The following is a 21,261-nucleotide window of genomic DNA, read 5'->3' on the forward strand; positions in this document are numbered from 1 at the left end:
CCCGAGCGGATGTTGCCGGCGAGCGCCCTACACCACCAGCCGCGAGTACCCCACGCCCCCGCCCTTCACCACGCGGATCTGCGCCGGTATCCGCTCCTTCAGCGCCTCCACGTGGCTGATGATGCCGATCATCTTGCCGCTGGCGTTGAGCGAATCCAGCGCCGTGAGCGCCACCTCCAGCGTGTCGCCGTCCAGCGATCCGAAACCTTCGTCCAGAAACAGCGAGTCGATCGACGTCTTGTTGCTCACCAGGTCCGACAGCGCCAGGGCCAGCGCCAGGCTGACCAGAAAGCCTTCGCCGCCGGACAGGGTGCGCGTGTCGCGCGCCACGTCGCCTTGCCAGGCGTCGACGATCTCCAGCTCCAGCTCGCCGGTGGATTTGCGGCGCAGCAGGTAGCGGCCGTGCAGGCGGGCCAGGTGCTTGTTGGCCAGCTGCAGCAGGTGGTCCAGCGTGAGGCCCTGGGCGAACTTGCGGAACTTGTCGCCTTTGGAGGAGCCGATCAGCGCGTCCAGCCGCTGCCACACGTCGCTGTCGGCGGTCTGCTGGCTGATCTGCGCGAACAGGGTTTGTTGGGTGGTGCGCAGCTGGTCGTCGCGCGTCAGCAGGGCGCGGTGGGCGCCGATCTGTTCGCTGACGGCGCTGCGCTGCGCTTCCAGCTCGGCCAGGCGGGCGGTCAGCTCGTCCAGTGACTGCGGTGTGAGCGCCTGGGCCTGCAGCTCGGCATGCCGGGCGTGCGCGGCCTGCAACAGGGCGTCGGTGCGTTGCTGTGCGGCCAGCAGGGCGTCGCGCTGGGCGGCCAGGCGCTGGCGCTCGGGCTCGGGCAGCAGGGCGGCTTCGAACCGGCCCAAGTCGGCGAAAGGGCTGGCCTGCAGCGCGTCGTGCCATGAGTGGGCTGCTGCCTTCAGCGCCGTGGCTTGTTGGGCGCGTGTGGTTTGTGCCTGAGCTTGGCGGCCTTCCAAAGCCGCCAGGGTGCGTTGCAGGCGCTCAATTTCCGCCACGCTGGCCTGCAAGGCTGTGGCGGCATCGGCCGTGCCATCGTGGGCCCTGTCGTCGTCCAGGGTAGCCGACAGGGGTAGCTGCAGGTTCGCGTCGGCGGGCTGGTCTGCACCGCCAGCGAAAGTAGCTTGCAGCGCAGCCCAGCGTTGCGACCACAGTTCAGCCTGCGCCTGTGCAGCGTCGCATTGGGCTTGCAGGCGCGTGATGCTCTGGGCCAGCGTCTGCAGCTCGGCCTGGGTGTGGCGCCAGCGTTGCCATTCGGCATCGCGCGCTTGCAGCCAGGGCGCGTGGTCGGCGGGCAGGTCGTAGCCGGCGGCTTGCACGGCGGCGCGCAGGCGGGTGTCCAGCGCGGTGCATTCGGCCTGGGCGGTGCTGATGGTGTCTGCCAGCGTGGCTTGCCGCGCGTGCGCTTCGTGCACGGCTTGCTGCTGCAGGGCCAGTTGGTGCGTGGCGGCTTGCAGGGCCTGGTCGCACTGGCTGGCAGCGGCCTGGGCTTGCTGCACGCGCTGCTCTGCGGCCTCTGCTTTGTGCAGGGCGTCGGCCAAGCGTGCTTGAGCGGCTTGGGCGGCTGTGTGCCCGGCTGCGAGTTGGTCGGCGTGCTGCCAGTCTTCGGGGCGCAGCGCGGGCAATGAGGTCAGCGCGTTCGGCGCTTCGGAGGGGTCCGCTGCGTTCAGCCCGTTCTGTTCGCTCTGCACGTTCGGCGCATTCAGGGGTTCGATGCAGGTGGCCCACTCAGCATCCCACTGGCCGATGCGCTGGGCGGTCTTTTGCTGCTGGTCCATGCGCTCGGCCAGCCGGGTCTTGCTGGTGGCCAGCGACTCTGCCACGGCCTGGCCTTGGGTGGTCAGCGCCTCCAGCTCGGCCTGTTTGTGCTGCAGCGCGGCCTCGGTGGCCGACACGTCCAGCGCCTGGTAGGCGTCGATGGCGGGGTGCGCGGTGGCGCCGCACAGCGGGCAGGGCTCGCCGGGCTGCAGGGCGTGGCGGTGCTGGTCCAGGCTCTGGATGCGGCGCTCTTGCTCCAGCAGCTGGCGCTTGTCGGCCACCTGTTCTTTCAAGCCGTTGTACTGCGCGCGCAGTGCCAGGCGTGCGGCCTCCTGGCTGGCGGTGGCCGCTTCGATGCGCTGCACTTCCGTGCCCAGTGCGGCCTGCTGGTCTGCCAGCTCTCGGCGCTGCTCGCCCAGTTGCACAGCATGGCGCCAGGCGGCCACGCGGCCCTGTGCGTGCTGCCAGCGCTCGCGCAGGGTGGCGATGGTGTGGCCGCCCAGCTGTTGGTGTTGCTCTGCCTGGGCGGTGCGCAGTGCGGCGGTGGCGGTGGCCTGGTCTTGCGTGGCGGCGTCTACGCGCGCGCTCTGGGCGGTGACCTGGTCGCTGCGCTGGGCGATGTCTGTCTGCAGCGCCTGCAGCGCCGTGTGGTGCTCGGCCAGCTTGCCCTGCAGGTGCTGCCGTTGCAATAGCTGCTGGCGCCATTCGCCCAGGCGCTCGCCCAGGTGGGCGTGCTGGGCGTGGGTGGTGCAGTAGCCGGTGTGGCGCTGTTGCGCGGCCTGGGCCTGCGCCAGCGCGGCCTGTGCGGCGTGGGCCACGCGGCGGGCCAGCACGGCGGTAGTGTGGTGGTGCTGGGCGTGTTGCGCGGACTCGTGCTGGTGCTGCGCCTGCAGGCTGGCCAGCAGGGTGTCGCTGGCTTCGCAGGCGGCCTGGGCCTGCTGCCACGCCGCGTGCGGTGCACGCAGGGCCTGGGCGGGCTCGCTGTCGGCCAGGCGTTGCAGGTCGGGAGCGGCGGCCTGCAGTGCGGCAGCGGCCTGCTGCTGGCCGGTGGTGGCGGCCAGCACGGCCTGCGCGCTGTGGTCCACATCGATGTGCCACTGGCGCTGCGTGCTGGTGGCGGCGTGGGCGTGCTGCACCTCGGCCAGCGCCCGGGTCCATTCCTGCAACTCGGCCTGCATGGCGGCGCTGCGCTCTGCGGGCAGCAGCTCCACGCCGTCGGCGCGGGCCTTGAGCTGGTTCAGCTGCTCGCGGGCGTCACGGGCCTGTTCGAACACGCGGCGGGAGATGTCGCCATAGATCTCGGTGCCCGTCAGCTCTTCGAGCAGCTCGGCGCGGTCGTTGGCGCTGGCGTTCAGAAAGGCGGCGAACTGGCCCTGCGCCAGCAGCATGGACCGGGTGAAGCGGCCAAAGTCCAGCCCGGTGATGTCGGCCACGCGGCGCAGCTTGTCGTTGCTCTGGCTGCACAGGACGGTGCCCAGGCCGGTGGCGGGGTCGACCTGGGCCAGCTCCACCTTGGGGTCTTGCAGCGCACCGTCCACCTTGTCGCGGGCGCGGCGCTGGCTCCAGAAGGCGCGGTACACGGCGCCCTTCACCTCGAACTCCACCTCGGCCAGGCAGTCGGCGGTGTGGCGCGTCATGAGGTCGTTGGACGACTTCGAGACGCTGGGCAGCCGCGGCGTCTGGTGGTACAGCGCCAGGCAGATCGCGTCGAGCAGCGTGGACTTGCCCGCGCCCATGGGGCCGGTGATGGCGAAGAGGCTGTTCTCGGTGAACGGCGGCTGGGTGAAGTCGATGGCCCATTCGCCTTTGAGCGAATTGAGGTTCTTGAGGCGCAGCTTCAGGATCTTCATGCCGCGCCTTCGGTGATGCTGCGGACCACGTCGGTGTACCGCTGGTTCAGGGCCTGCCGCAGGTCGGGCGACAGGTCTTCCTGCGACAGCCGCCGTGCAAACACGTCTTCGGTGCTCAGCTCGTCCAGAGTTTCCAATGCCTCGGAGAACAGGGTGGCGGTGGTGCTGGCGCGCTGGCGGCGCACGCGCAGCACTTCCACCGGCAGGCCCTGCGTCATGGTGTTGATGCGCTCGGGCAGGTCTTGCAGGTAGTCGTCTTCGGCCACGGTGACCTCCAGCCAGGCTGGCTTGTCGGCCGTGCCTTCCGATGCGGCGGCGGCGATGGCCGCGGGCAAGGCGGCGAGGTTGCCGCTCACGGACACCAGCGCCTGAAACCGCGGCACGGGCAGCGGCGTGACGCCTGCAAGGCCGGTGGCATCCAGGTCCACCAGCAGCACTTCCTTGTGCTGCCGCGCCTCGTCAAAGCCCAGCGGAATGGGCGATCCGCAGTAGCGGATGTGCGCGAGGCCGCCCACCTTCTGCGGCTTGTGGATGTGCCCCAGCGCGATGTAGTCCACCGGCGGAAATGCGGCGGTGGGAAAGGCGTCGAGCGAGCCCACATAGATCTCGCGCACCGACTCGTTGCTGCTGGCGCCCACGGTGGTGAGGTGGCCGGTGGCGATGAGGGGCACGCGCCGGCCCAGCGTCTGCTGCAGCTGCGCCTGCAGGGCCAGGCCCGCATCGTGCACGCCCTGGTAGTACGCCTGGATGGCTGCCTGCAGGGACTGCTGCTTGTCCTCAGCGCTCTGCCCGGCCTTGCTTTGCCACACATCGCGCGGGCGGATGAACGGCACGGCGCAGACGATGCACCCCGGCTCGTGGCTGCCATCACCGCCGCGCCGGGGCAGCACCACCACGTGGTCGGCCGGGTCGCTGACGGCCGCCACCACCGTGGTGTTCAGCACCGCGAGCAGCGCGCGGCTTTCGCCCAGCGTGGCGACCGAGTCGTGGTTGCCGCCCAGCAGCAACAGCGCCACGCCTGCGCGGTGCAGGCTCACCACCAGGTGGCTGTACAGCTCGCGCGCATAACTCGGCGGGGCGCCGGTGTCGAAGATGTCGCCCGCAATCAGCACCGCATCCACCGCATGCGCATCGACCTGGACCAGCAGCCAGTCGATCAGCGCCTGGTGTTCGGCCTGGCGGCTCTTGCCCATGAAATGCTGGCCCAGGTGCCAGTCGGAGGTGTGGAGGATGCGCATGGGATGGGTGGGTGGGAGGGGCTGAAGGAACTGTACGGGCCGAATAGGTCGAATACTATGCTTTTGATAGCTGCTGGCGCTTGCTGATCAAGCGGCAGGGGCTTTTTCCGTCTCAATATCCGCCCATTCCGCCAGCTTTTGCTGCAGCTCTTCCTTGCTGGGCAGGTACAGCTGGTATTCCCTGGCGTGGATGTTGGCGCCCTGGGGCAGGGTGATCTCGACCAGCGCCTCGTGCTTCTTCTTGCACAGCACGATGCCGACCGTGGCCGCTTCGGTGTCGGTCTTGACGTGGCGGTCGAAGTAGTTGACGTACATCTGCATCTGCCCAAGGTCCTGGTGCGTGAGCTTGCCCAGCTTGAGGTCGATGAGCACGTAGCAGTGCAGCAGGCGGTTGTAGAACACCAGGTCCACGAAGAAATGCTCGTCGTCGAAGGTGAAACGCTTTTGGCGCGCCTCGAACAGAAAGCCTTTGCCCAGCTCCAGCAGGAAGCGCTCGATCTGGCTGATGATGGCCGCCTCCAGGTCCGATTCGGAAAACCGGGCCTGCTCGGACAGCCCCAGGAACTCCAGCACCAGCGGTTCCTTGAGCAGGTCGCTGGCGCGGCTGACGGTGTGCCCCTGCTGCGCCAGCTGGCGAATGCCGTCCTGGTCGCGGCTCAGGGCCAGGCGCTCGTAGAGCCCGCTCTGAAACTGGCGCTTGAGGTCCCGCAAGGTCCATTGCTGCTGGGTGGCCTCGATTTCGTAGAAGCTGCGTTCCTCGGCATGCTTGATGCCCAGCAGGAAAACGTAGTGGGACCAGCTGAGGGTGAAGGGGCGCTCAGATTGTCCAGACGCTGTCTGGCCGATCTGAAACGGCGCGGTGCCAAGCGCCAGCGATGATTGTCCAGACGCTGTCTGGACAATCAGCACGCGCTCCCGGTACGCCAGGTAGAAGCTGCGGCAATAGGCGATATTGCTGCGCCCGAAGCCCTTGCCGAACTCTGCGGTCAGCCGCTCGGACAAGAGACTGAGCAAGGCATTTCCATAGCCCGCCCGCTGCTCCCCCTGCTGCTCGAACTCGACAATGTGCCGCCCGATCTCGAAGTGGGTGTGCACCTGCACCAGGTCGACGCCGCGGGCCACCGTGCTGCGGGCCGACTCGATCAGCGTTCGGATGCTGGCAAACAGCGCCGACTCGGGGTCGGTCAGGGCGGAAGCAGCGCGGGGCGTCTTCGTCATGGAGGGTCCTCAGGCAGGGGGTGAAATGCGCAGATGACTGTATTTTTGCACAGTGTTTTGCGCGGCCAGCTCATCTGCTCCGCGCGCTCCAGGCGCATGCGCATCACCTGTGCATCACCCGCGCACCATCACCACCGCTCACACCCTGACCGACGCCCCCGTCGCATAGAACTGCCCACCCGCCACGTAGTGCAGCGTGCGCAGCGCATCGGGCGCGGTGTCGAACTCCCAGTGCCCGTGGCGGAACACGCGCTCGTCCGCCCAGGCGGCCACCACTTCGCCGATGAAGAGGTCGTAGGTCTGCTGGTTGTGGGGCTCGGGGATGACGCGGCACAGCAGCCAGGCGGCGCAGCCTTGCACCAGCGGGATGTGGGTACTGATGTGGGTGCTGGCGTGGCCGGGGGCGTGGAACAGCGGCACGCCGTGCTGCTGCAGCTTGTCCGGGTGGGTCTTGGCGCTGTCGGTGCCGATGGCCACGGTCATCGCCGCCATGGGCACGGTGGGCAGCTGCAGCGCGAACTCGCCGCTGGCCTCCACCAGCTCGCGCGTGCGTGTGGCCTTGTCCAGCACCAGCGTCACCTTGGGCGGCGCAAAGTCCAGCGCACAGGCCCAGGCTGCGGCCATCACGTTGTGCTGGCCGGCGTGCGCGGCCGACACCAGCACGGTGGGGCCGTGGTTGAGCAGGCGGTAGGCCTTGTCGAGCGGGACGGGGGTGAAGTGCTCGGGGGCTGCGGTGGCGATGGTGGAGGTGGTGGTGGACATGCGGGCTGTGCTGGACGGTGGTGGAGGTCTTCCCCCGAAGCCTACGCCAGATGCGCCAGCAGATGGCGCCAGAAGTTCAAGCGTGTTTCCAGCGTGGACACCAGGATGTGCTCGTGCAGCGTGTGCGCGCCGTCGCCATCGGCGCCCAGGCCATCGAGCGTGGGCACGCCCAGGGCCGAGGTGAAGTTGGCGTCGCTGCCGCCGCCCGTCATGGGGGCGTCTTCCAGCGTGAAGCCGGCGTGGCGGGCAGAGTCCTGCGCGCGGACCAGCAGGGCCTGCACGGCTTCGCTCTTGACCATGGGCGGGCGGTTCACCTCGACGTCGATGTCGAGCTCCATGTCGGCACCCACCGGGCGCAGCGCCTGCATCTTGTCCACCAGTTCGTCTGCCGCCTGCAGGTCGGGCAGGCGAAAGTCCACCACGCAGCGGCAGCGGTCGGGCACGGTGTTGGTGGCGGTGCCGCCTTCGATGGTGCCCACGCTGACGGTGACGCCGCGCGCGTAGTCGGTCATGGCCTCCAGCGCCAGGATCTGGTGCGCCATTTCGCGGATGGCGCTGCGGCCCTTCTCGTGCTGCACGCCGGCATGCGCGGCGCGGCCCTTCACGCCCAGGCGCAGCATGCCGGTGCCCTTGCGCGCCGTCACGCACTTGCCGCCGTTGGCGCGGGCGGGCTCGCACACCAGGGTGTAGCGCGCGTTGCGTGCAAAGGCCTCGATGTGCGCGCGCGAGGCGTGGCTGCCGGTCTCTTCGTCGGGCACCACCACAAAGTCCACCGGCAACGCGGTGGCGCCTGCGGCGGCCAGGTCGCGCAGCGCGGTCAGCGCCAGGTAGATGCCGGCCTTCATGTCATAGCCGCCGGGGCCATAGAAGCGGTCGCCCTCGATGCGGCAGGGGTTGTCCTGCAGCGTGCCGATGGGGTGCACGGTGTCCGAGTGGCCCAGGATCAACAGGCCCGGCCGTACGTCGCCCGCAGCCCGGTTGCTGATGTGCAGCAGCGGCCCCACCGCAGCGCCCAGCGGCGTGACCGAGGCTTGCAGGCCGGCGCTTGCTGCATAGCCCTGCATGACCGCGACCATGCGCGCCAGGCCTTCGGGGCTGCTGGTGGGGGACTCGCACTGCATCCACGCGGTGATGCCATCGACGAGGGACTGGGTGGTGGGTGAGGTCATGGGGGCAGCTCCGAAAAAGGGTGTGGCGATGGGCGATGGGCGACGCGTTGGCGTTCGGCTTCGGGTCGGACGCGGTCAGGCCGTGTGCCGGCCCGCCAGCGCGGCCAGCTGCGCAGCGTCGGGCAGGCGGTGGTGAAACCACAGGTGCGCGCACACGGCCGACATGGCTTCGCCGTCGTGGCCGATGCCTGCGATGGTGTGCAGTTGCCACGCGAACGGCAGGCCCCGGCGCGCCGCCTCGGCCTGGGCCGTCGCGAAGTAGTTGAGCGCGCGCGAATAGCGGTGCGGGCCCTGGCGCAGCGCGGCGGGCTCGGACGGCAGGTGCGGGTCGGCGGTCTCGGTGTCCTGGTCGCCCGCCAGGATCGTGAGCGGGGCGGAGAACAAGCGGGCCAGGCTGTCGGCATCGGCAGGGGTGCCGCTCAGCCCTTCGGGGAAGGGCAGGTCGAGCAGCGGCAGCGTGTACCACCCCGGGTTGCCCGCGGCGACCTGGGTGAACACGCCAGGGGTCAGCACGCTCAGCAGGCGGTGCACGAACTGCCCGCCCGCCGAATGGCCGAACAGGTAGAGCGGCTGGTCCGCCAGCACCCCGGCGGCTTTCAGGTCGTCCACCAGCCGGGTGACCACGGTGTACGACCAGGCCTCGGGCGCCGTGGTGGGGGCGGTGTCGGCCAGCGCGGCGCGGTCGGTGGTGGCCAGCAGGTTGCCGTTGTTGTAGCTCACCACGTCGGGCCACTGCGCGTCGGAGAACGTGGGCGCGATGATGACCAGGCCGTGCTCCTCGGCGGCCGGAATCCAGAAGTCGCGGTAGTCGTCGCCGTTGCGCATCACGCCGTGCTGCACCAGCACGACGGGGCTCTGGGCGGTGGCGTGCGCGGGCCGGTAGGTGTGGAGGGTGATGGTGCGCGCATCGGGTGTACCGGTCGCAACGCCGTTGCCGTATTCGACCGCGTGGCGGCCCACGCGCAGCACGGCGTCGCGCAGGGTTTGAAGGCGTGGTTCGTGGGGCATGTCAGGTGGGGCGGGTGGGTCGGGTTGGGTCAGACCGGTTCAAAGGGTCGCGTGGTTCAGGTGGCAGGCCGACCAGTGGCCGGGTGCAATGGCTTCCAGCGGCGGCACTTCTGCGCGGCAGCGCGGCATGGCGTGGGGGCAGCGGGGGTGAAAGGTGCAGCCCGATGGCGGGTTGAGCGGCGAGGGGATTTCGCCCTTTATCGGCACGAACACGCGCTTGCGCCGCGCGAGGTCCGGTACCTCGGCCATCAGCGCCTGCGTGTAGGGGTGGTTGGCGCGCGCAAAGATCTCGGCCGTGGTCGACATCTCCACGATCTTGCCCAGGTACATGATGGCCACGCGGTCGGAGATGTGCCGCACCACGCCCAGGTCGTGGCTGATGAACAGGTAGGTCAGGCCATGCTGCGCGCGCAGGTCCATGAACAGGTTGATCACCTGCGCCTGGATGGACACATCCAGCGCCGCCACCGGTTCATCGCACACCAGAAACTTCGGCGACACCATCAGCGCCCGGGCAATGCCCACGCGCTGGCGCTGCCCGCCCGAGAGCTGGTGCGGCAGCCGGTCGCGGTACTCGGCGGCCAGGCCCACCTCGGCCAGCGCCTGGTCGATGCGCGCGGGTATCTCGGCTGCGGGCGCGAGCTTGTGCACCTGCAGCGCCTCACCCAGGATCTGGTGCAGGCGCTGGCGCGGGTTGAGCGAGGCCTGCGGGTCCTGAAACACCATCTGCACGCCCAGCGTGTAGGCCAGCTTGTCGGCGCGGTTCAGGCCCGCCACGTCGGCGCCCTGGTACAGCAGCTCGCCCTCGGTCTGGTGGTGCAGGCCGGCCACCACACGGCCCAGGGTGGATTTGCCGCAGCCCGATTCGCCCACCAGGCCCAGCACCTCGCCGGGCGCGATGGACAGGCTCACGCCGTTGACGGCATGCACGGTGCGGGGCACGGGCTTCTTGCGCGCCAGCTCCAGCGCGCGCCCGATCAGGTCCTGGTGTTTGGTAAAGCGCTTGTGGACGTTGCGCAGCTCGATGACGGGAGGCAGGGTCGTACTCATGCGGCAGGGTCCAGGGCAACGAGGGGGGCAAAGCAGCGGTAGGTGCGGCCGCCGGCCACCGTGCGGTCGGGCTCGGTGGTGGCGCACTGCGGCAGGGCCCGGCTGCAGCGCGGCGCAAAGGCGCAGCCTGCGGGGCGGTTGCTCAGCGTGGGCGCCATGCCGCTGATCTGGCGCAGGCGCTCGCCGGGCGCGATGGCGCCGGGCAGCGAATCGAGCAGGCCGCGGGTGTACGGGTGCGCCGGGGCGTCCAGCACCTGCGCCACCGGGCCGGATTCCACGATCTTGCCCGCGTACATCACGGCCACCTTGTCGGCCAGCTCGGCGATCACGCCCAGGTCGTGCGTGATCCAGACCAGCGCCGTGCCGTGCGTGCGGCAGATCTCCTGCATGCGGTACAGGATCTGGCCCTGGATGGTCACGTCCAGCGCCGTGGTGGGTTCGTCGCAGATGATCAGCTCGGGCTGGTTGAGCATCGCAATGGCAATCGCCACGCGCTGGCGCATGCCGCCCGAGAACTCGTGCGGGAAGTTGCGCAGGCGCGATGCGGGGGCGGGGATGCCCACCATCTCCAGCGCCTGCACGCAGCGCTGCAGGGCCGCCGCGCGCGAGACTTCGGGGTGGTGCGTCTGGATGGCTTCGAGCATCTGCTCCTCGATGCGCAGCACCGGGTTCAGCGTCATCAGCGGGTCTTGAAAGATCATCGCGATGCGGTTGCCGCGCAACCGGCGCATCTGCTCTTCGGTCAGCCCGCGCAGGTCCTGGCCCTGGAACAGCACCTCGCCGGCGATCACCTCGCCGGGCGGGTCGATCAGGCCGAAGATGGAAAAACCGGTGACCGATTTCCCCGAGCCGGACTCACCCACCAGGCCCACGATCTCGCCGGGCTGGATGGACAGGTCCACACCGCTCACGGCAGGCCAGGCGCCTTCTTCGGTATGGAAAACGGTGTGCAGGCCGCGCACTTCAAGCAACGGCGTTGTTTTTGTCGTCGTCGTGGTCATCATCAGCCCCTCGGGTCCAGCGCGGCGCGCAGGCGATCGGCGATCACGTTGATCGTCAGGATCAACAGCAGCAGCGCCAGGCCCGGGAACATGCTGATCCAGTAGTCGCCCGACAGCAGGTACTGAAAACCGTTGGCAATCAGCAGGCCGAGCGAAGGCTCGGTGATCGGCACGCCCACGCCCAGGAACGACAGCGTGGCTTCCAGCACGATCGCGTTGGCGATCTGGATGGTGGCGAACACCATCACCGGGCCCAGGCAGTTGGGCAGCAGGTGGCGCAGCATGATGCGCCACGCCGGAAACCCCAGGTTCTGCGCCGCCTCGATGTATTCCTTGCGGCGCTCCTGCAGCGCGCGGCTGCGCATGATGCGCGCGTAGTGCGCCCACTGCACCGTCACGATGGCGATCACCACCTTGTCCACCCCGCGGCCCAGCATGGCCAGCAGCACCAGCGCCACCAGGATGGTCGGAAAGCCCAGGATGAAGTCCACGATGCGCATCAGCACCGTGTCGACGAAACCGCCGATGTAGGCGGCCACCAGGCCGACGAGGCTGCCGATCACCGTGGCCAGCGCCACGGCGGCCAGGCCCACGGTCAGGCTGATGCGCAGGCCGTACAGGATGGCGCTGAGCATGTCGCGCCCCTGGCTGTCGGTGCCCAGCCAGTAGGTCAAGCCGTCCATGCTCTTGGAGCCCGGCGGCATGCGGCCGTCCATCAGGTCCAGGGCCGCCAGGTCATACGGGTTCTGCGGCGCCAGGAACGGCGCCAGCATGACCACCAGCAGCAGCACGATGAGCGCGATCACCGAGCCCTTGACGGACGGGCGGCTGCGCAGGTGCCGCAGGATGGCGCGGCGCCGCGGCGTGTCCGACAGCGGTGTCGCGGCGGATGGGGCCGGTGTGATCGGTGTGATCGACGTCTTCGGGGTGATCGGCGCGACCGGCGTGGGGGGAGATTCTGGAATTGTCATCGTTGTCGGTGCCCGCGGTTATTCCGATTCCTGCAGCTGCACGCGCGGGTCGAGCGCGGCATACAGCATGTCCACCAGCATGTTGATCATCACGAAGATGAAGGTCACGAGCAGCACATAGGCCACGACCACCGGGCGGTCCAGCTGGTAGATGCTGTCGATCAGCAGCTTGCCCATGCCGGGCCAGGCGAACACCGTTTCGGTGATGGTGGAGTAGGCGATCAGCGTGCCGAACTCCATGCCGATCACGGTGACCACCGGGATCAAGATGTTGCGCAGGATGTGGCGCGTCAGGATGCGCCGGGGCTTAAGGCCCTTGGCGCGCGCGAACTTCACGTATTCCTGCGTCTTGGCGTCCACCACGCCCGTGGCCGTGAGCCGCAGCACCAGCGCGATGTTGGCCAGCGCCAGGTTCACGGCCGGCAGCATCACGTGCTTCCACCCGTCGGCCGTCAGCAGCGACAGCGGCACGCCGAACACCGCCACCGTGTCGCCGCGCCCCGCGGCGGGCAGCCATTGCAGCCACACCGCAAAACACAAAATCAGCACCATGCCCTGCCAGAAGCTGGGCAGCGAAAAGCCCAGTACCGAGCCCGCCATCAGCCCGCGCCCGGTGGGCTTGTCGTTCTTCAGACCTGCGATCAGGCCCAGCGGAATACCCACCACGATGGTCAGCGTGATCGCCACCAGCACCAGCTCCAGCGTGGCCGGAATGCGCTGCACGATCAGCTCGATGGCAGGGATGCCGTGCACGAACGAGGTGCCCAGGTCGCCCTGCAGCGCGCGCACCAGGAAGCTCGTGTACTGCTGCCAGATGGGCAGGTCGAGCCCCAGGCGCTTGATCATCGCCAGGCGGTCGGCCTCGCTGGCTTCGGCATTGACCAGCAGTTCGATCGGGTCGCCCACGGCATACACCGCAAAGAACACCACCAGCGACACGGCCAGCAGGACAAAAAGGCTCTGCATGAGCCTTCGCAGGATGAAGATGAGCACTCAGGCACCCCCTCGCGAAATGGATGGACGCCTCGGCCCAGCGGCACGGCGCCGGCCGCTGGGCAGGGTGAAGAAGGGGGCTTTGGACATGGCTGGCCTGTGACGACGTGGCTGGGCGCGGCATTGCGCGGCATTGCGCGAGGAGGGCGCGACGTGGCGCTGAAGGAAAAATAAAAATACGGAGTGCTCTAGGAGCCTGTCGGACTTGGAAATCGTCGGCTGCAAATTGACCGCAGCGGTCCATTTTTTACCGTCTTTTTGCCGCATAGCCAGGCTATGAGGCTGCAAATCCGGCAAAAACTGTCCTCGCTGGGGCCAATTTTCGCTTCGACGCTCCAAGTCCGACAGGCTCCTAGGCGCACCCCGTATCGTTCACTGACCCGCGACGGCTTACTTGGGCTTGACCGAGGTGGCCAGCGTGTACTGGTCGCGGCGGCCTTCGTAGCTCAGGCCCTTCTTGAAGGCCCAGATGCTGCTTTCAAAGTGCAGCGGGATCAGCGCCACGTTGTCGAGCGCGAACTTGGTCGCGGCTTCCAGGCCGGCCTTGCGCTTGGCGGGGTCCACCAGGTCGGCAGCCGGCAGGTACAGCTTGTCGAACTCGGGGTTGTAGTTGGCGCCGTAGTTGCTGGTGCCCTGGCCCTTGGGCGCATCCAGCGATGCCACCCACAGCTGGAACAGCGCCGATGCCTCGCCCGTTTCCGCAGGCCAGCCGCCCATGGGCAGGCTGAATTCGCGCTTGGCGCGCTTGGGGAAGTAGATCGATGCCGTCATCGCATCCACGTTGGTCTTGATGCCGATGCGCGTGAAGTACTGCGCCACCGACTGGGCCACCTGGGCGTCGTTCACGTAGCGGTCGTTGGTGGACGACAGCGTCAGCTCGAAGCCATTGGGGTAGCCGGCTTCGGCCAGCAGCTTCTTGGCGCCTTCGGGGTCGAACTTGATCTCGGGGGCCTGGGGCAGCGCGCCGAACATGCCGTCGGGCATGTACTGGTAGGCGGGCGTGGCCATGCCGTCCATGATGCGCTGCACGATGGCCTTGCGGTCGATGGCCATGTTCATGGCCCGGCGCACGCGCACATCCTGCAGCGGGTTCTTGCCGTCCGCGGCCTTCACCTGCGGGCTGGGGTTGCGGCCGATGTCGGGCTGCAGGAACACCAGGCGCGTCGACGGCGTGGCGACGAAGTCGAACTTGGCGTTGTCCTTCACACGGGTCAGGTCGCGCGCGGCGGGGTTTTCGATCACGTCGTAGTCGCCCGACAGCAAGCCCGTCAGGCGCGGGCCTGCGCTGGGCACGGGCACCATCTTCACGGTCTTCCAGTGCGGCTTCTCGCCCCAGTAGGCATCGTTGCGCTCCAGCTGGATGCCGGTGCCCTTGACGTACGACTTCATCAAATACGGGCCGGTGCCGATGGCCGTCTTGCCGGTGTTGAAGTCGGTCACGGTGGGCCAGGCGCCGGTCACGCCGCAGCCCGTCTTGGGGGCGAAAGCGAGCTTGCCGCTTTGCGCAATGCCGCTCCACACGATGGGCAACGACCGCGCCATTTCAGCGGGCAGCAGCGGCAGCGGCGCGATGGTCTTGATGATGACGGTCAGGTCATCGGGCGTCTTCACATCGGTGATGCGCTTGGTGGTGTCGGTGTACGACTCCGAGACATTGGTCTCGTTGTTCAGCGTGCGGCAGATGGTGAACAGCACGTCCTTGGACGTGAACGGCTTGCCGTTGGAGAACTTGACCCCGGGGCGCAGCTTGAACTCCCACGTCAGGTCGTCCAGGTTCTTCCACGACGTGGCCAGCGAGGGCACCAGCTCCATCTTGGCGTTGCGCGCCACGAGCGAGTCGTACACGTGCGCCGAAAAGGCATCGTTCGCCGTCATCTTGTGATAGTGCGGGTCGGCCGCCGTCGGCTCTGCGGCCAACGCGATGGTGAGCGACTGCGCGTGCACCACGCCCACCGCACACACCGACACTGCCACACCACCCGCCAGGGCGGACACGGTCTTTCGGATGCCTACATTCATTTTCGGATTCCTTTTTTATCAACCACTCGATGAAACACACGCAGCGAACCGGCCGTGGGGCCCGTGTTCGCTATGTATGCATATTATCGGTTCATCCAGGGGCAGAACCCCACTCGGGTATTCCGCAGTGCGCGTGCGCGCAGTCGCCTGCCGGGGCGTGGGCAACATGGCGCTGCCTGGGTGGATTGCTATGTATTCAATAGCGGTTGGCGTTTGCGGGGCGGGCGGTGGAGGCCATCGGGGCGCCCCGCATGCGCGCAACGTGGCACGCTGGCGACCGGCTCACGCACCGATGAGCCAGTAACATCCCCCCGCTCACAACCCGCCCCTGCAGGGGCCCCAACGGAGACAACAACAATGTTCAGTCATGTGATGGTCGGCGTGAACGACCTGGAAGTGTCCAAGAAGTTTTACGACGCGCTGCTGGGCACGCTCGGTGTGCCGCCCGGCGTGGCCAACAAGAACCGCTACTTCTACCGCGGCCCCAACGGCACCTTCGCCATTTCCACCCCTATCAACGGCGAGCCCGCCACGCAGGGCAATGGCGCCACCATCGGCTTTGCGGTGCAGTCGCCCGAGCAGGCCGACGCGTTCCACGCAGCCGGCGTGGCCCACGGCGGCACGACGTGCGAAGACCCGCCAGGCTTTCGCGAAGGCCCGTCGGGCGCGCTGTACCTGGCCTACCTGCGCGACCCGGACGGCAACAAGCTGTGCGCGCTGCACCGCCCGCCCAAGCCTGCGGCGGCTTGACGGCGTCGTTGCTTCTTCTTCTTCTTCTTCTTCACCCTCACGCCGCGGTGCGGGCCGGGGGCCGGCGCACGGCGCGCACCTTGCCGCTGCCGCCGCCACCGCAGTAGAACAGCCCGGCTCCGTCGGACTCGAGCCCGCTCACGCCCACGCCGGGCGGCAGGTCCAGCTGCTGCAGCACCGCGCCGCTGGCAGGGTCGATGTGGCGCAGGGTGCTTTCGTCGCCCTCCCAGGTGCCGTGCCACAGCTCGCCGTCCACCCAGGTCACGCCGGTGACGAAGCGGTTGGATTCGATGGTGCGGCGGATGGCCCCCGTGGCGGGGTCGATCTGGTGGATCTTGCGGTCGCGGTACTGGCCCACCCACAGGCTGCCTTCGGCCCAGGTCAGGCCCGAGTCGTTGCCGCCGCCCGGGGCCGCGATGGTGGCCAGCACCTGGCCCGTGGCCGGGTCGATCTTGTCGATGCGGGACTCGGCGATCTGATAGATGTGCGTGCCGTCGAAGGCGGTGCCTGCGTCGCACACCACGTCGAGCGTGCGCGCGGTGGTGCCGCTGGCGGGGTCGAACGCCACCAGGTGCTCGCCCGTGGCGGCCCACACACGGTGGCCGTCGTGCGTCACGCCGTGGACCGCGCTCGCGGTACCGAACGGCCCGTACTCGCGCACCACCTCGGCCGGCTGGCGCGCGGCGATGGGGATTTGCAGTTGCGATGGCGGGGTGCCGCCGGGCTGGCTGCTGCAGGCGGTGTCCGCGGTGGTGGTGGGGTTGGGGGTGGGGGTGGCGTGGGGTGTCGCGGTGGTCATGGCGGTAGCTCCTGGGTGGGTGCCCGTTGCAGGGGTTGCTGGGGCGGTGCGGCCACTTTAGGCAAACGGCTGCGCAGCAGGGAGTAACAAGATCGTCGTGAATCCCACCAGCGGCGCGGCCAGCCAGCGCCGCGCCCGTGCCTGCCCGATGGCGCGCACGCGCCCGGCGGATTCCAGGTCGGCCAGCGCGCGCTGCACGGTGCGCTGGCTGTCGCCCAGGGCCAGCGCCAGGGCCGATGTGGACCAGGCCGCGCCATCCGCCAGCAGCGCCACCAGCGCGCCCTGCTCGCCCTCCACCGGCGGTGCCAGCACTGCCACGTCGCGCCCGCCCAGCGGCCGCAGCACAAAGCCGCGCGGCGTGGCCTGCACACCGGCCAGCGGCGCCATCAGCGCGCGCAGGCGGCCGATTTCCACGCGCAGCCGGGCGCGGTGGGTGTCGTCGGGGTGGCGCGTGCGGAACACGGTGGCAATCAAGGCGTCGCGGTCCGCATCGCCGGGCCACGCCTCGGCCAGTGCGCGCACCAGCGCAAACAGCACCGGGCGGCGCGCCAGCGGCTGCCAGGTGTCGCCCGCGCGCACGCCGTGGCGGCAGGCGTCCACCACCATCAGCGTGGGGGATGCCAGCAGCGCCGCCACGTCGTCCAGCCGCAGCATCTGCTCGGTGCCGTGGGCCAGGCGGCGTGCGGCAGGCTGGTGGAGCAGCGCGTGGGCCTGCGCCACTTCGGCCAGCAGGGCAGGCACCCCCGACTGCGTCGCGGCCTGTTGCGCGCGCTGCAGGGCCGTGCGTGCCGCGCCGATGTGCAGCGAGCGCAGCGCCAGTTCCGCGGCGGCCAGCTCGGCCACGGCGACCAGCGACGGGGGCCGGCGCGTGGCCGGATCGGCGGCCTGGGCGCTTTCCAGCGCAGCCGATGCTGCGTCCAGTCGGCCGAGCAGGATCAGCTGGCGCGCCGCCACCAGCCGGGCCTGCAGCGCGTTGCCCGTGTCGCCGTGGGCCTGCAGCAGGGCGGCGGCCGTCAGCAGCGCGTGGGTGGGCCCGCCCAGGTCGCGCAGGGCCAGGGCCACCTCGGCCTCGGCCACCCCACAGCGCGCGCGGGCCACGGGCTCGTGCGCGCCAAAGCCGCGTGCAGCGCGGCGCAGCAGTTCGCGGGCGCGTGGGTGCTCGCCCAGCTGGGCCATGGCAATGCCGCGCAGTGCCAGGGCCGGTGGGTCGTCGCGCAATGCCACGCGCTGCAACGCTGCGAGGGCATCGCCTGCGGCCAGCGCGCGGGCCGCGGCGGAGATCAGCGAATCCATGGCGACAGCCTAACGCAGCGTGCCACCGCGAGGGTGTGCAACAGCCCGTGGGGGATACTTGGCGCCTTCGCGCTGCCGCCCGCCGGGTGGTGCGCACCACCCCCAGACACGAGGACCCGCCTTTGAAATCCGCCAGCGCCACCACTTTTGACGAGGCCTACTACCAGCGTTTTTACTTCGACAAAAAGACCAGCGTGGTGGACCCGGCGCACATGGAGCGGCTGGGCACGTTTGTGTGCAGCTACCTCAAGTACCTGCGGGTGCCGGTGCAGCGCGTGCTAGACGTGGGCTGCGGCATCGGGCTGTGGAAGGGCATCGTGGCGCAGCATTTTCCGCAGGCCAGCTACCAGGGCGTGGAGATCAGCAGCTACCTCTGCGAGCGCTTCGGGTGGGAGCAGGGTTCGGTGGTGGACTACGCGGCGGACAAGCCGTTCGACCTCGTCATCTGCCAGGGCGTGCTGCCCTACCTGAGCCCGCCGGACCTCAAGGCCGCGCTGCACAACCTGGGCCGCCTCTCCCAAGGCGCGCTGTATGTGGAGGCGGTGTCGCGCGAGGACTACGAGCGCGACATCATCGACGAGGACCTGACCGACAACCGCGTGTTCCGCCACCGTGCCGATCTGTACCGCCGCGGCCTGCAAGAGGGCGCGATCGAGCTGGGCGGCGGCGTGTGGCTCAGCCGCAAAGCCGAGCTGCCGCTGTTTGCGCTGGAGCAGTCGGGTGGGCAGTAGCGACGCGCCGGGCGCGGCGCTGCCAGCCAGCGCTGCGCCCCACGCCGTCTCCCGCCTGCGCACCGAGCGCCTGGCCCGCAGCGCCAAGCCGTTCCTCGCGCGCGGCGGCCCCAAGGGCGTGCGTTGCGCCGGCTGCCGGCTGGTGCCCAGCCACTGCATGTGCGCGCTGCGCCCCGAGGTCCCCACGCGCGCGGGCATGTGCCTGCTGATGGCCGACATCGAGCCGCTCAAGCCCAGCAACACCGGATGGCTGATCGCCGACGTGGTGGCCGACACGTTTGCGTTTGGCTGGGCGCGCACCGAGGTGCACCCCGGCCTGCTGGCGCTCCTGGCCGATCCGCAGTGGCAGCCCTACGTGGTGTTCCCCGGCGAGTTCGTGGCGCCGGAGCGCGTGGTCACGGAGGTCGCGCCACCGAATGGCAAGCGCCCGCTGTTCGTGCTGCTGGACGCCACCTGGCCCGAGGCGCGCAAGATGTTCCGCAAAAGCCCCTACCTCGACCACCTGCCCGTGCTCAGCCTGCAGCCCGAGCAGCTGTCGCGCTACCACCTGCGCCGCTCCACGCGCATGGACCACTTCTGCACGTCCGAGGTGGGCGCGCTGTGCCTGGAACTGGCCGGCGAGCCACACGCCGCGCACGCGCTGGAGGCCTACCTGGACGTGTTCACCGACCACTACCTGCAAGCCAAGCACCAGCTGCCGGTGGATGGCAGCGATGCCGTGCACCAGCGGCTCATGGACCTGCGCAGCGCGGGCTGAAAAAACACCCGCGCCACCAGCGCGGCCCGGCAGGCGGCGCCACACGGGCAAAATGCACCGATGAAAGCACCCCCCCGCCTGCAGTCCCTCGTTGAAGAAGGCTTGATCGACACCGTGGTCCGCCAGCTCATGAGCGGCAAGGAGGCCATGGTCTACGTGGTGCGCTGCGGCGACGAAACCCGCTGCGCCAAGATCTACAAAGAGGCCAACCACCGCAGCTTTCGGCAGGCGGTCGATTACACCGAGAACCGCAAGGTCAAGAACTCGCGCTCGGCCCGCGCCATGGCCAAGGGCAGCAAGTTCGGCCGGCAAGAGCAGGAGGCCGCGTGGCAAAGCGCCGAGGTCGATGCGCTGTACCGCCTGGCCGCCGCCGGCGTGCGGGTGCCGCAGCCCTACAACTTTCACGACGGCGTGCTGCTGATGGAGCTGGTGACCGACGCGCAGGGCGACGCAGCCCCCCGCCTGAACGACGTGAGCTTCACGCCCGAAGATGCCCGCGCCCACCACGCCACGCTGGTGGCCGAGGTGGTGCGCATGCTGTGTGCGGGCGTGGTGCACGGCGATTTGTCGGAGTTCAACATCTTGCTGGCGCACCTGCCCGGCGAAGACGGCCAGCCCGCGGCGGACGGCCCCGTCATCATCGACCTGCCCCAGGCGGTGGACGCTGCCGGCAACAACCACGCCCAGCGCATGCTGCTGCGCGACGTGGCCAACCTGCGCGATTTCTTCGGCCAGTTCGCGCCCGAGCTGCGCGCCACCCAGTACGGCCCCGAGATCTGGAGCCTGTACCAAAGCGGCCTGCTGACCAACGAGACCCCGCTCACCGGCCGCTACGCGCCCGAGCACGTCGATGTGGACATGCAGGCCGTGCTGCGCGAGATCGACGATGCGCGCGACGAAGACGCCGCGCGCCGGCTGCGCATGGCCGCAGGCTGACGCGGGTGGCCCACCCGCGCCGCGCTCCTGCCATGCCCTCTGTCTCCATCCGCAACTTCCTGCCCGGCGACGAGCCTGCATTGCGTGCGGTTTTCCATGCCTCGGTGCAGGGCCTCGCGTGCAAGCACTACACCGCCGAACAGCTCGCCGCCTGGGCGCCTCTGGAGCACGACCCCGCGCAGTGGGCCCAGCGCATGCAGGCCAACCAGCCCTTCATCGCACAGGCAGATGAAGGTGGCGCCATCGCCGGCTTTGCGGACCTGCAGGCCGACGGCACCATCGACATGTTCTTCGTGGCCCCGGCGTTTGCGGGCCAGGGCGTGGCGCGGGCGCTGATGGCCCACATCCACGCGCAGGCCGTGGCGCGTGGCATCGCCCGGCTGCACGCCCACGTGAGCCTGACCGCCGAGCCGTTTTTTGCCGCGCAGGGCTTTGTGGTGCAGGCGCGCCAGCAGGTGGAGCGCGCGGGCGTGGTGCTGCACAACGCGCGCATGGACAAGGCGCTGGGGGTGGGGATGGGCGCCCACTCCTGATTCGATAGCTGGTGGCGCTTTATCATCGGGCACCACAGGCCGATTTGGCTTGCAGTCAGCCTGCCCTGCCGGGCTCCCGTGTTCGCCGGTGCCTTACAGTAGCCGCCCCGCAGCACGCAAACCACCCCCACACCACAGCCCCCAGGCTGCCCCACCCATGACCAAAGACCTGGCCCGACAGAACGATCTCAAACCCATGGCTCTGTGCGAGCCGTGCCAGGGCATCCAGCGCAACTGGCGCAAGGCCCCTGGCCACGCCGAGCTGGTGCAGCGCGGCAACCGCAAGGAAGAGCGCGACCACGGCACCGTCACCATCACCCGCTATGTGTGCGACCGCTGCGGCACCGCGTGGGAGTATGAGAACGACAAGACCGACCAGAAGGTCGGCTGGTCGGTGGTGGGGCGCTGAGACGCCAGGGACTTC

19 protein-coding genes are annotated in these 21,261 nt (G+C 69.1%); 6 read left to right on the forward strand and 13 right to left on the reverse strand.

What is annotated here, in order from left to right:
* Positions 1-27: 27 nt before the first annotated feature.
* From ASG27_RS03090 to ASG27_RS03140, 11 genes are all read right to left on the reverse strand, one after another.
* Positions 28-3,609, reverse strand: a complete 3,582-nt coding sequence (locus ASG27_RS03090; RefSeq protein ID WP_056411240.1) for an AAA family ATPase — start codon at positions 3,607-3,609, stop codon at positions 28-30.
* Entirely contained in the window at positions 3,606-4,847 is a 1,242-nt protein-coding gene (sbcD, locus tag ASG27_RS03095) for an exonuclease subunit SbcD (RefSeq protein ID WP_056411242.1), read from the reverse strand. The genes ASG27_RS03090 and sbcD overlap by 4 nt, the downstream gene beginning before the upstream one ends.
* A gap of 87 nt (positions 4,848-4,934) precedes the next feature.
* The gene (locus ASG27_RS03100; RefSeq protein ID WP_056411243.1) at positions 4,935-6,065 is read right to left on the reverse strand and encodes a PDDEXK nuclease domain-containing protein; all 1,131 of its coding nucleotides are present in this window, start codon (positions 6,063-6,065) and stop codon (positions 4,935-4,937) included.
* Positions 6,066-6,203: 138 nt separating this feature from the next.
* Positions 6,204-6,827 carry a flavin reductase family protein gene (locus ASG27_RS03105; RefSeq protein WP_056411245.1) on the reverse strand — a complete coding sequence of 208 codons (624 nt, stop codon included), beginning with the start codon at positions 6,825-6,827 and terminating at the stop codon, positions 6,204-6,206.
* Positions 6,828-6,868: 41 nt separating this feature from the next.
* On the reverse strand, positions 6,869-7,996 hold the full coding sequence (locus ASG27_RS03110; protein ID WP_056411247.1) for a M20 family metallopeptidase: 1,128 nt from the start codon (positions 7,994-7,996) through the stop codon (positions 6,869-6,871).
* Between the two features lie 75 nt (positions 7,997-8,071).
* Entirely contained in the window at positions 8,072-9,004 is a 933-nt protein-coding gene (locus ASG27_RS03115) for a hydrolase (protein ID WP_056411249.1), read from the reverse strand.
* A gap of 39 nt (positions 9,005-9,043) precedes the next feature.
* Positions 9,044-10,054 (reverse strand): ABC transporter ATP-binding protein, encoded by a 1,011-nt coding sequence (locus tag ASG27_RS03120; RefSeq protein ID WP_056411251.1) that lies wholly within the window; start codon positions 10,052-10,054, stop codon positions 9,044-9,046.
* Positions 10,051-11,055: an ABC transporter ATP-binding protein gene (locus tag ASG27_RS03125; RefSeq protein ID WP_056411646.1), complete on the reverse strand. Its 1,005-nt coding sequence runs from the start codon at positions 11,053-11,055 to the stop codon at positions 10,051-10,053. The genes ASG27_RS03120 and ASG27_RS03125 overlap by 4 nt, the downstream gene beginning before the upstream one ends.
* A gap of 2 nt (positions 11,056-11,057) precedes the next feature.
* Positions 11,058-12,026 (reverse strand): ABC transporter permease, encoded by a 969-nt coding sequence (locus ASG27_RS03130; protein WP_082485732.1) that lies wholly within the window; start codon positions 12,024-12,026, stop codon positions 11,058-11,060.
* A gap of 18 nt (positions 12,027-12,044) precedes the next feature.
* A complete protein-coding gene (locus ASG27_RS03135) occupies positions 12,045-13,019 on the reverse strand; it encodes an ABC transporter permease (RefSeq protein WP_056171089.1) in 975 nt (324 codons plus the stop codon).
* 390 nt (positions 13,020-13,409) lie between these two features.
* The gene (locus ASG27_RS03140) at positions 13,410-15,038 is read right to left on the reverse strand and encodes an ABC transporter substrate-binding protein (RefSeq protein ID WP_056411253.1); all 1,629 of its coding nucleotides are present in this window, start codon (positions 15,036-15,038) and stop codon (positions 13,410-13,412) included.
* A gap of 357 nt (positions 15,039-15,395) precedes the next feature.
* Here ASG27_RS03140 and ASG27_RS03145 point away from each other — a divergent pair, with 357 nt between their 5' ends.
* Positions 15,396-15,788 (forward strand): VOC family protein, encoded by a 393-nt coding sequence (locus tag ASG27_RS03145; RefSeq protein ID WP_056171083.1) that lies wholly within the window; start codon positions 15,396-15,398, stop codon positions 15,786-15,788.
* 37 nt (positions 15,789-15,825) lie between these two features.
* Here ASG27_RS03145 and ASG27_RS03150 read toward each other — a convergent pair whose 3' ends face one another.
* Together ASG27_RS03150 and ASG27_RS03155 are read right to left on the reverse strand one after the other, a co-directional pair.
* On the reverse strand, positions 15,826-16,587 hold the full coding sequence (locus tag ASG27_RS03150) for a Vgb family protein (protein WP_156370423.1): 762 nt from the start codon (positions 16,585-16,587) through the stop codon (positions 15,826-15,828).
* Positions 16,588-16,644: 57 nt separating this feature from the next.
* Positions 16,645-17,880, reverse strand: coding sequence for a hypothetical protein (locus tag ASG27_RS03155; RefSeq protein ID WP_056411254.1), 1,236 nt, complete (start codon positions 17,878-17,880; stop codon positions 16,645-16,647).
* 122 nt (positions 17,881-18,002) lie between these two features.
* Between ASG27_RS03155 and ASG27_RS03160 the strand changes: the two genes are divergently transcribed.
* From ASG27_RS03160 to ASG27_RS03180, 5 genes are all read left to right on the forward strand, one after another.
* Positions 18,003-18,611, forward strand: a complete 609-nt coding sequence (locus ASG27_RS03160) for a class I SAM-dependent methyltransferase (protein ID WP_056411651.1) — start codon at positions 18,003-18,005, stop codon at positions 18,609-18,611.
* Complete coding sequence (locus ASG27_RS03165) at positions 18,601-19,368, forward strand: tRNA-uridine aminocarboxypropyltransferase (RefSeq protein ID WP_235503881.1); 768 nt, start codon at positions 18,601-18,603, stop codon at positions 19,366-19,368. Before ASG27_RS03160 ends, ASG27_RS03165 begins: the two co-directional genes overlap by 11 nt.
* A 60-nt stretch (positions 19,369-19,428) precedes the next feature.
* Positions 19,429-20,304, forward strand: coding sequence for a PA4780 family RIO1-like protein kinase (locus ASG27_RS03170; protein ID WP_056411255.1), 876 nt, complete (start codon positions 19,429-19,431; stop codon positions 20,302-20,304).
* A 32-nt stretch (positions 20,305-20,336) separates the two neighbouring features.
* Entirely contained in the window at positions 20,337-20,837 is a 501-nt protein-coding gene (locus ASG27_RS03175; protein WP_056411257.1) for a GNAT family N-acetyltransferase, read from the forward strand.
* A gap of 157 nt (positions 20,838-20,994) precedes the next feature.
* The gene (locus ASG27_RS03180) at positions 20,995-21,246 is read left to right on the forward strand and encodes a hypothetical protein (RefSeq protein WP_056171071.1); all 252 of its coding nucleotides are present in this window, start codon (positions 20,995-20,997) and stop codon (positions 21,244-21,246) included.
* Positions 21,247-21,261: the final 15 nt, after the last annotated feature.

Source organism: Acidovorax sp. Leaf191, from assembly GCF_001424425.1.
In the GTDB taxonomy this organism is placed as follows: domain Bacteria; phylum Pseudomonadota; class Gammaproteobacteria; order Burkholderiales; family Burkholderiaceae_C; genus Acidovorax.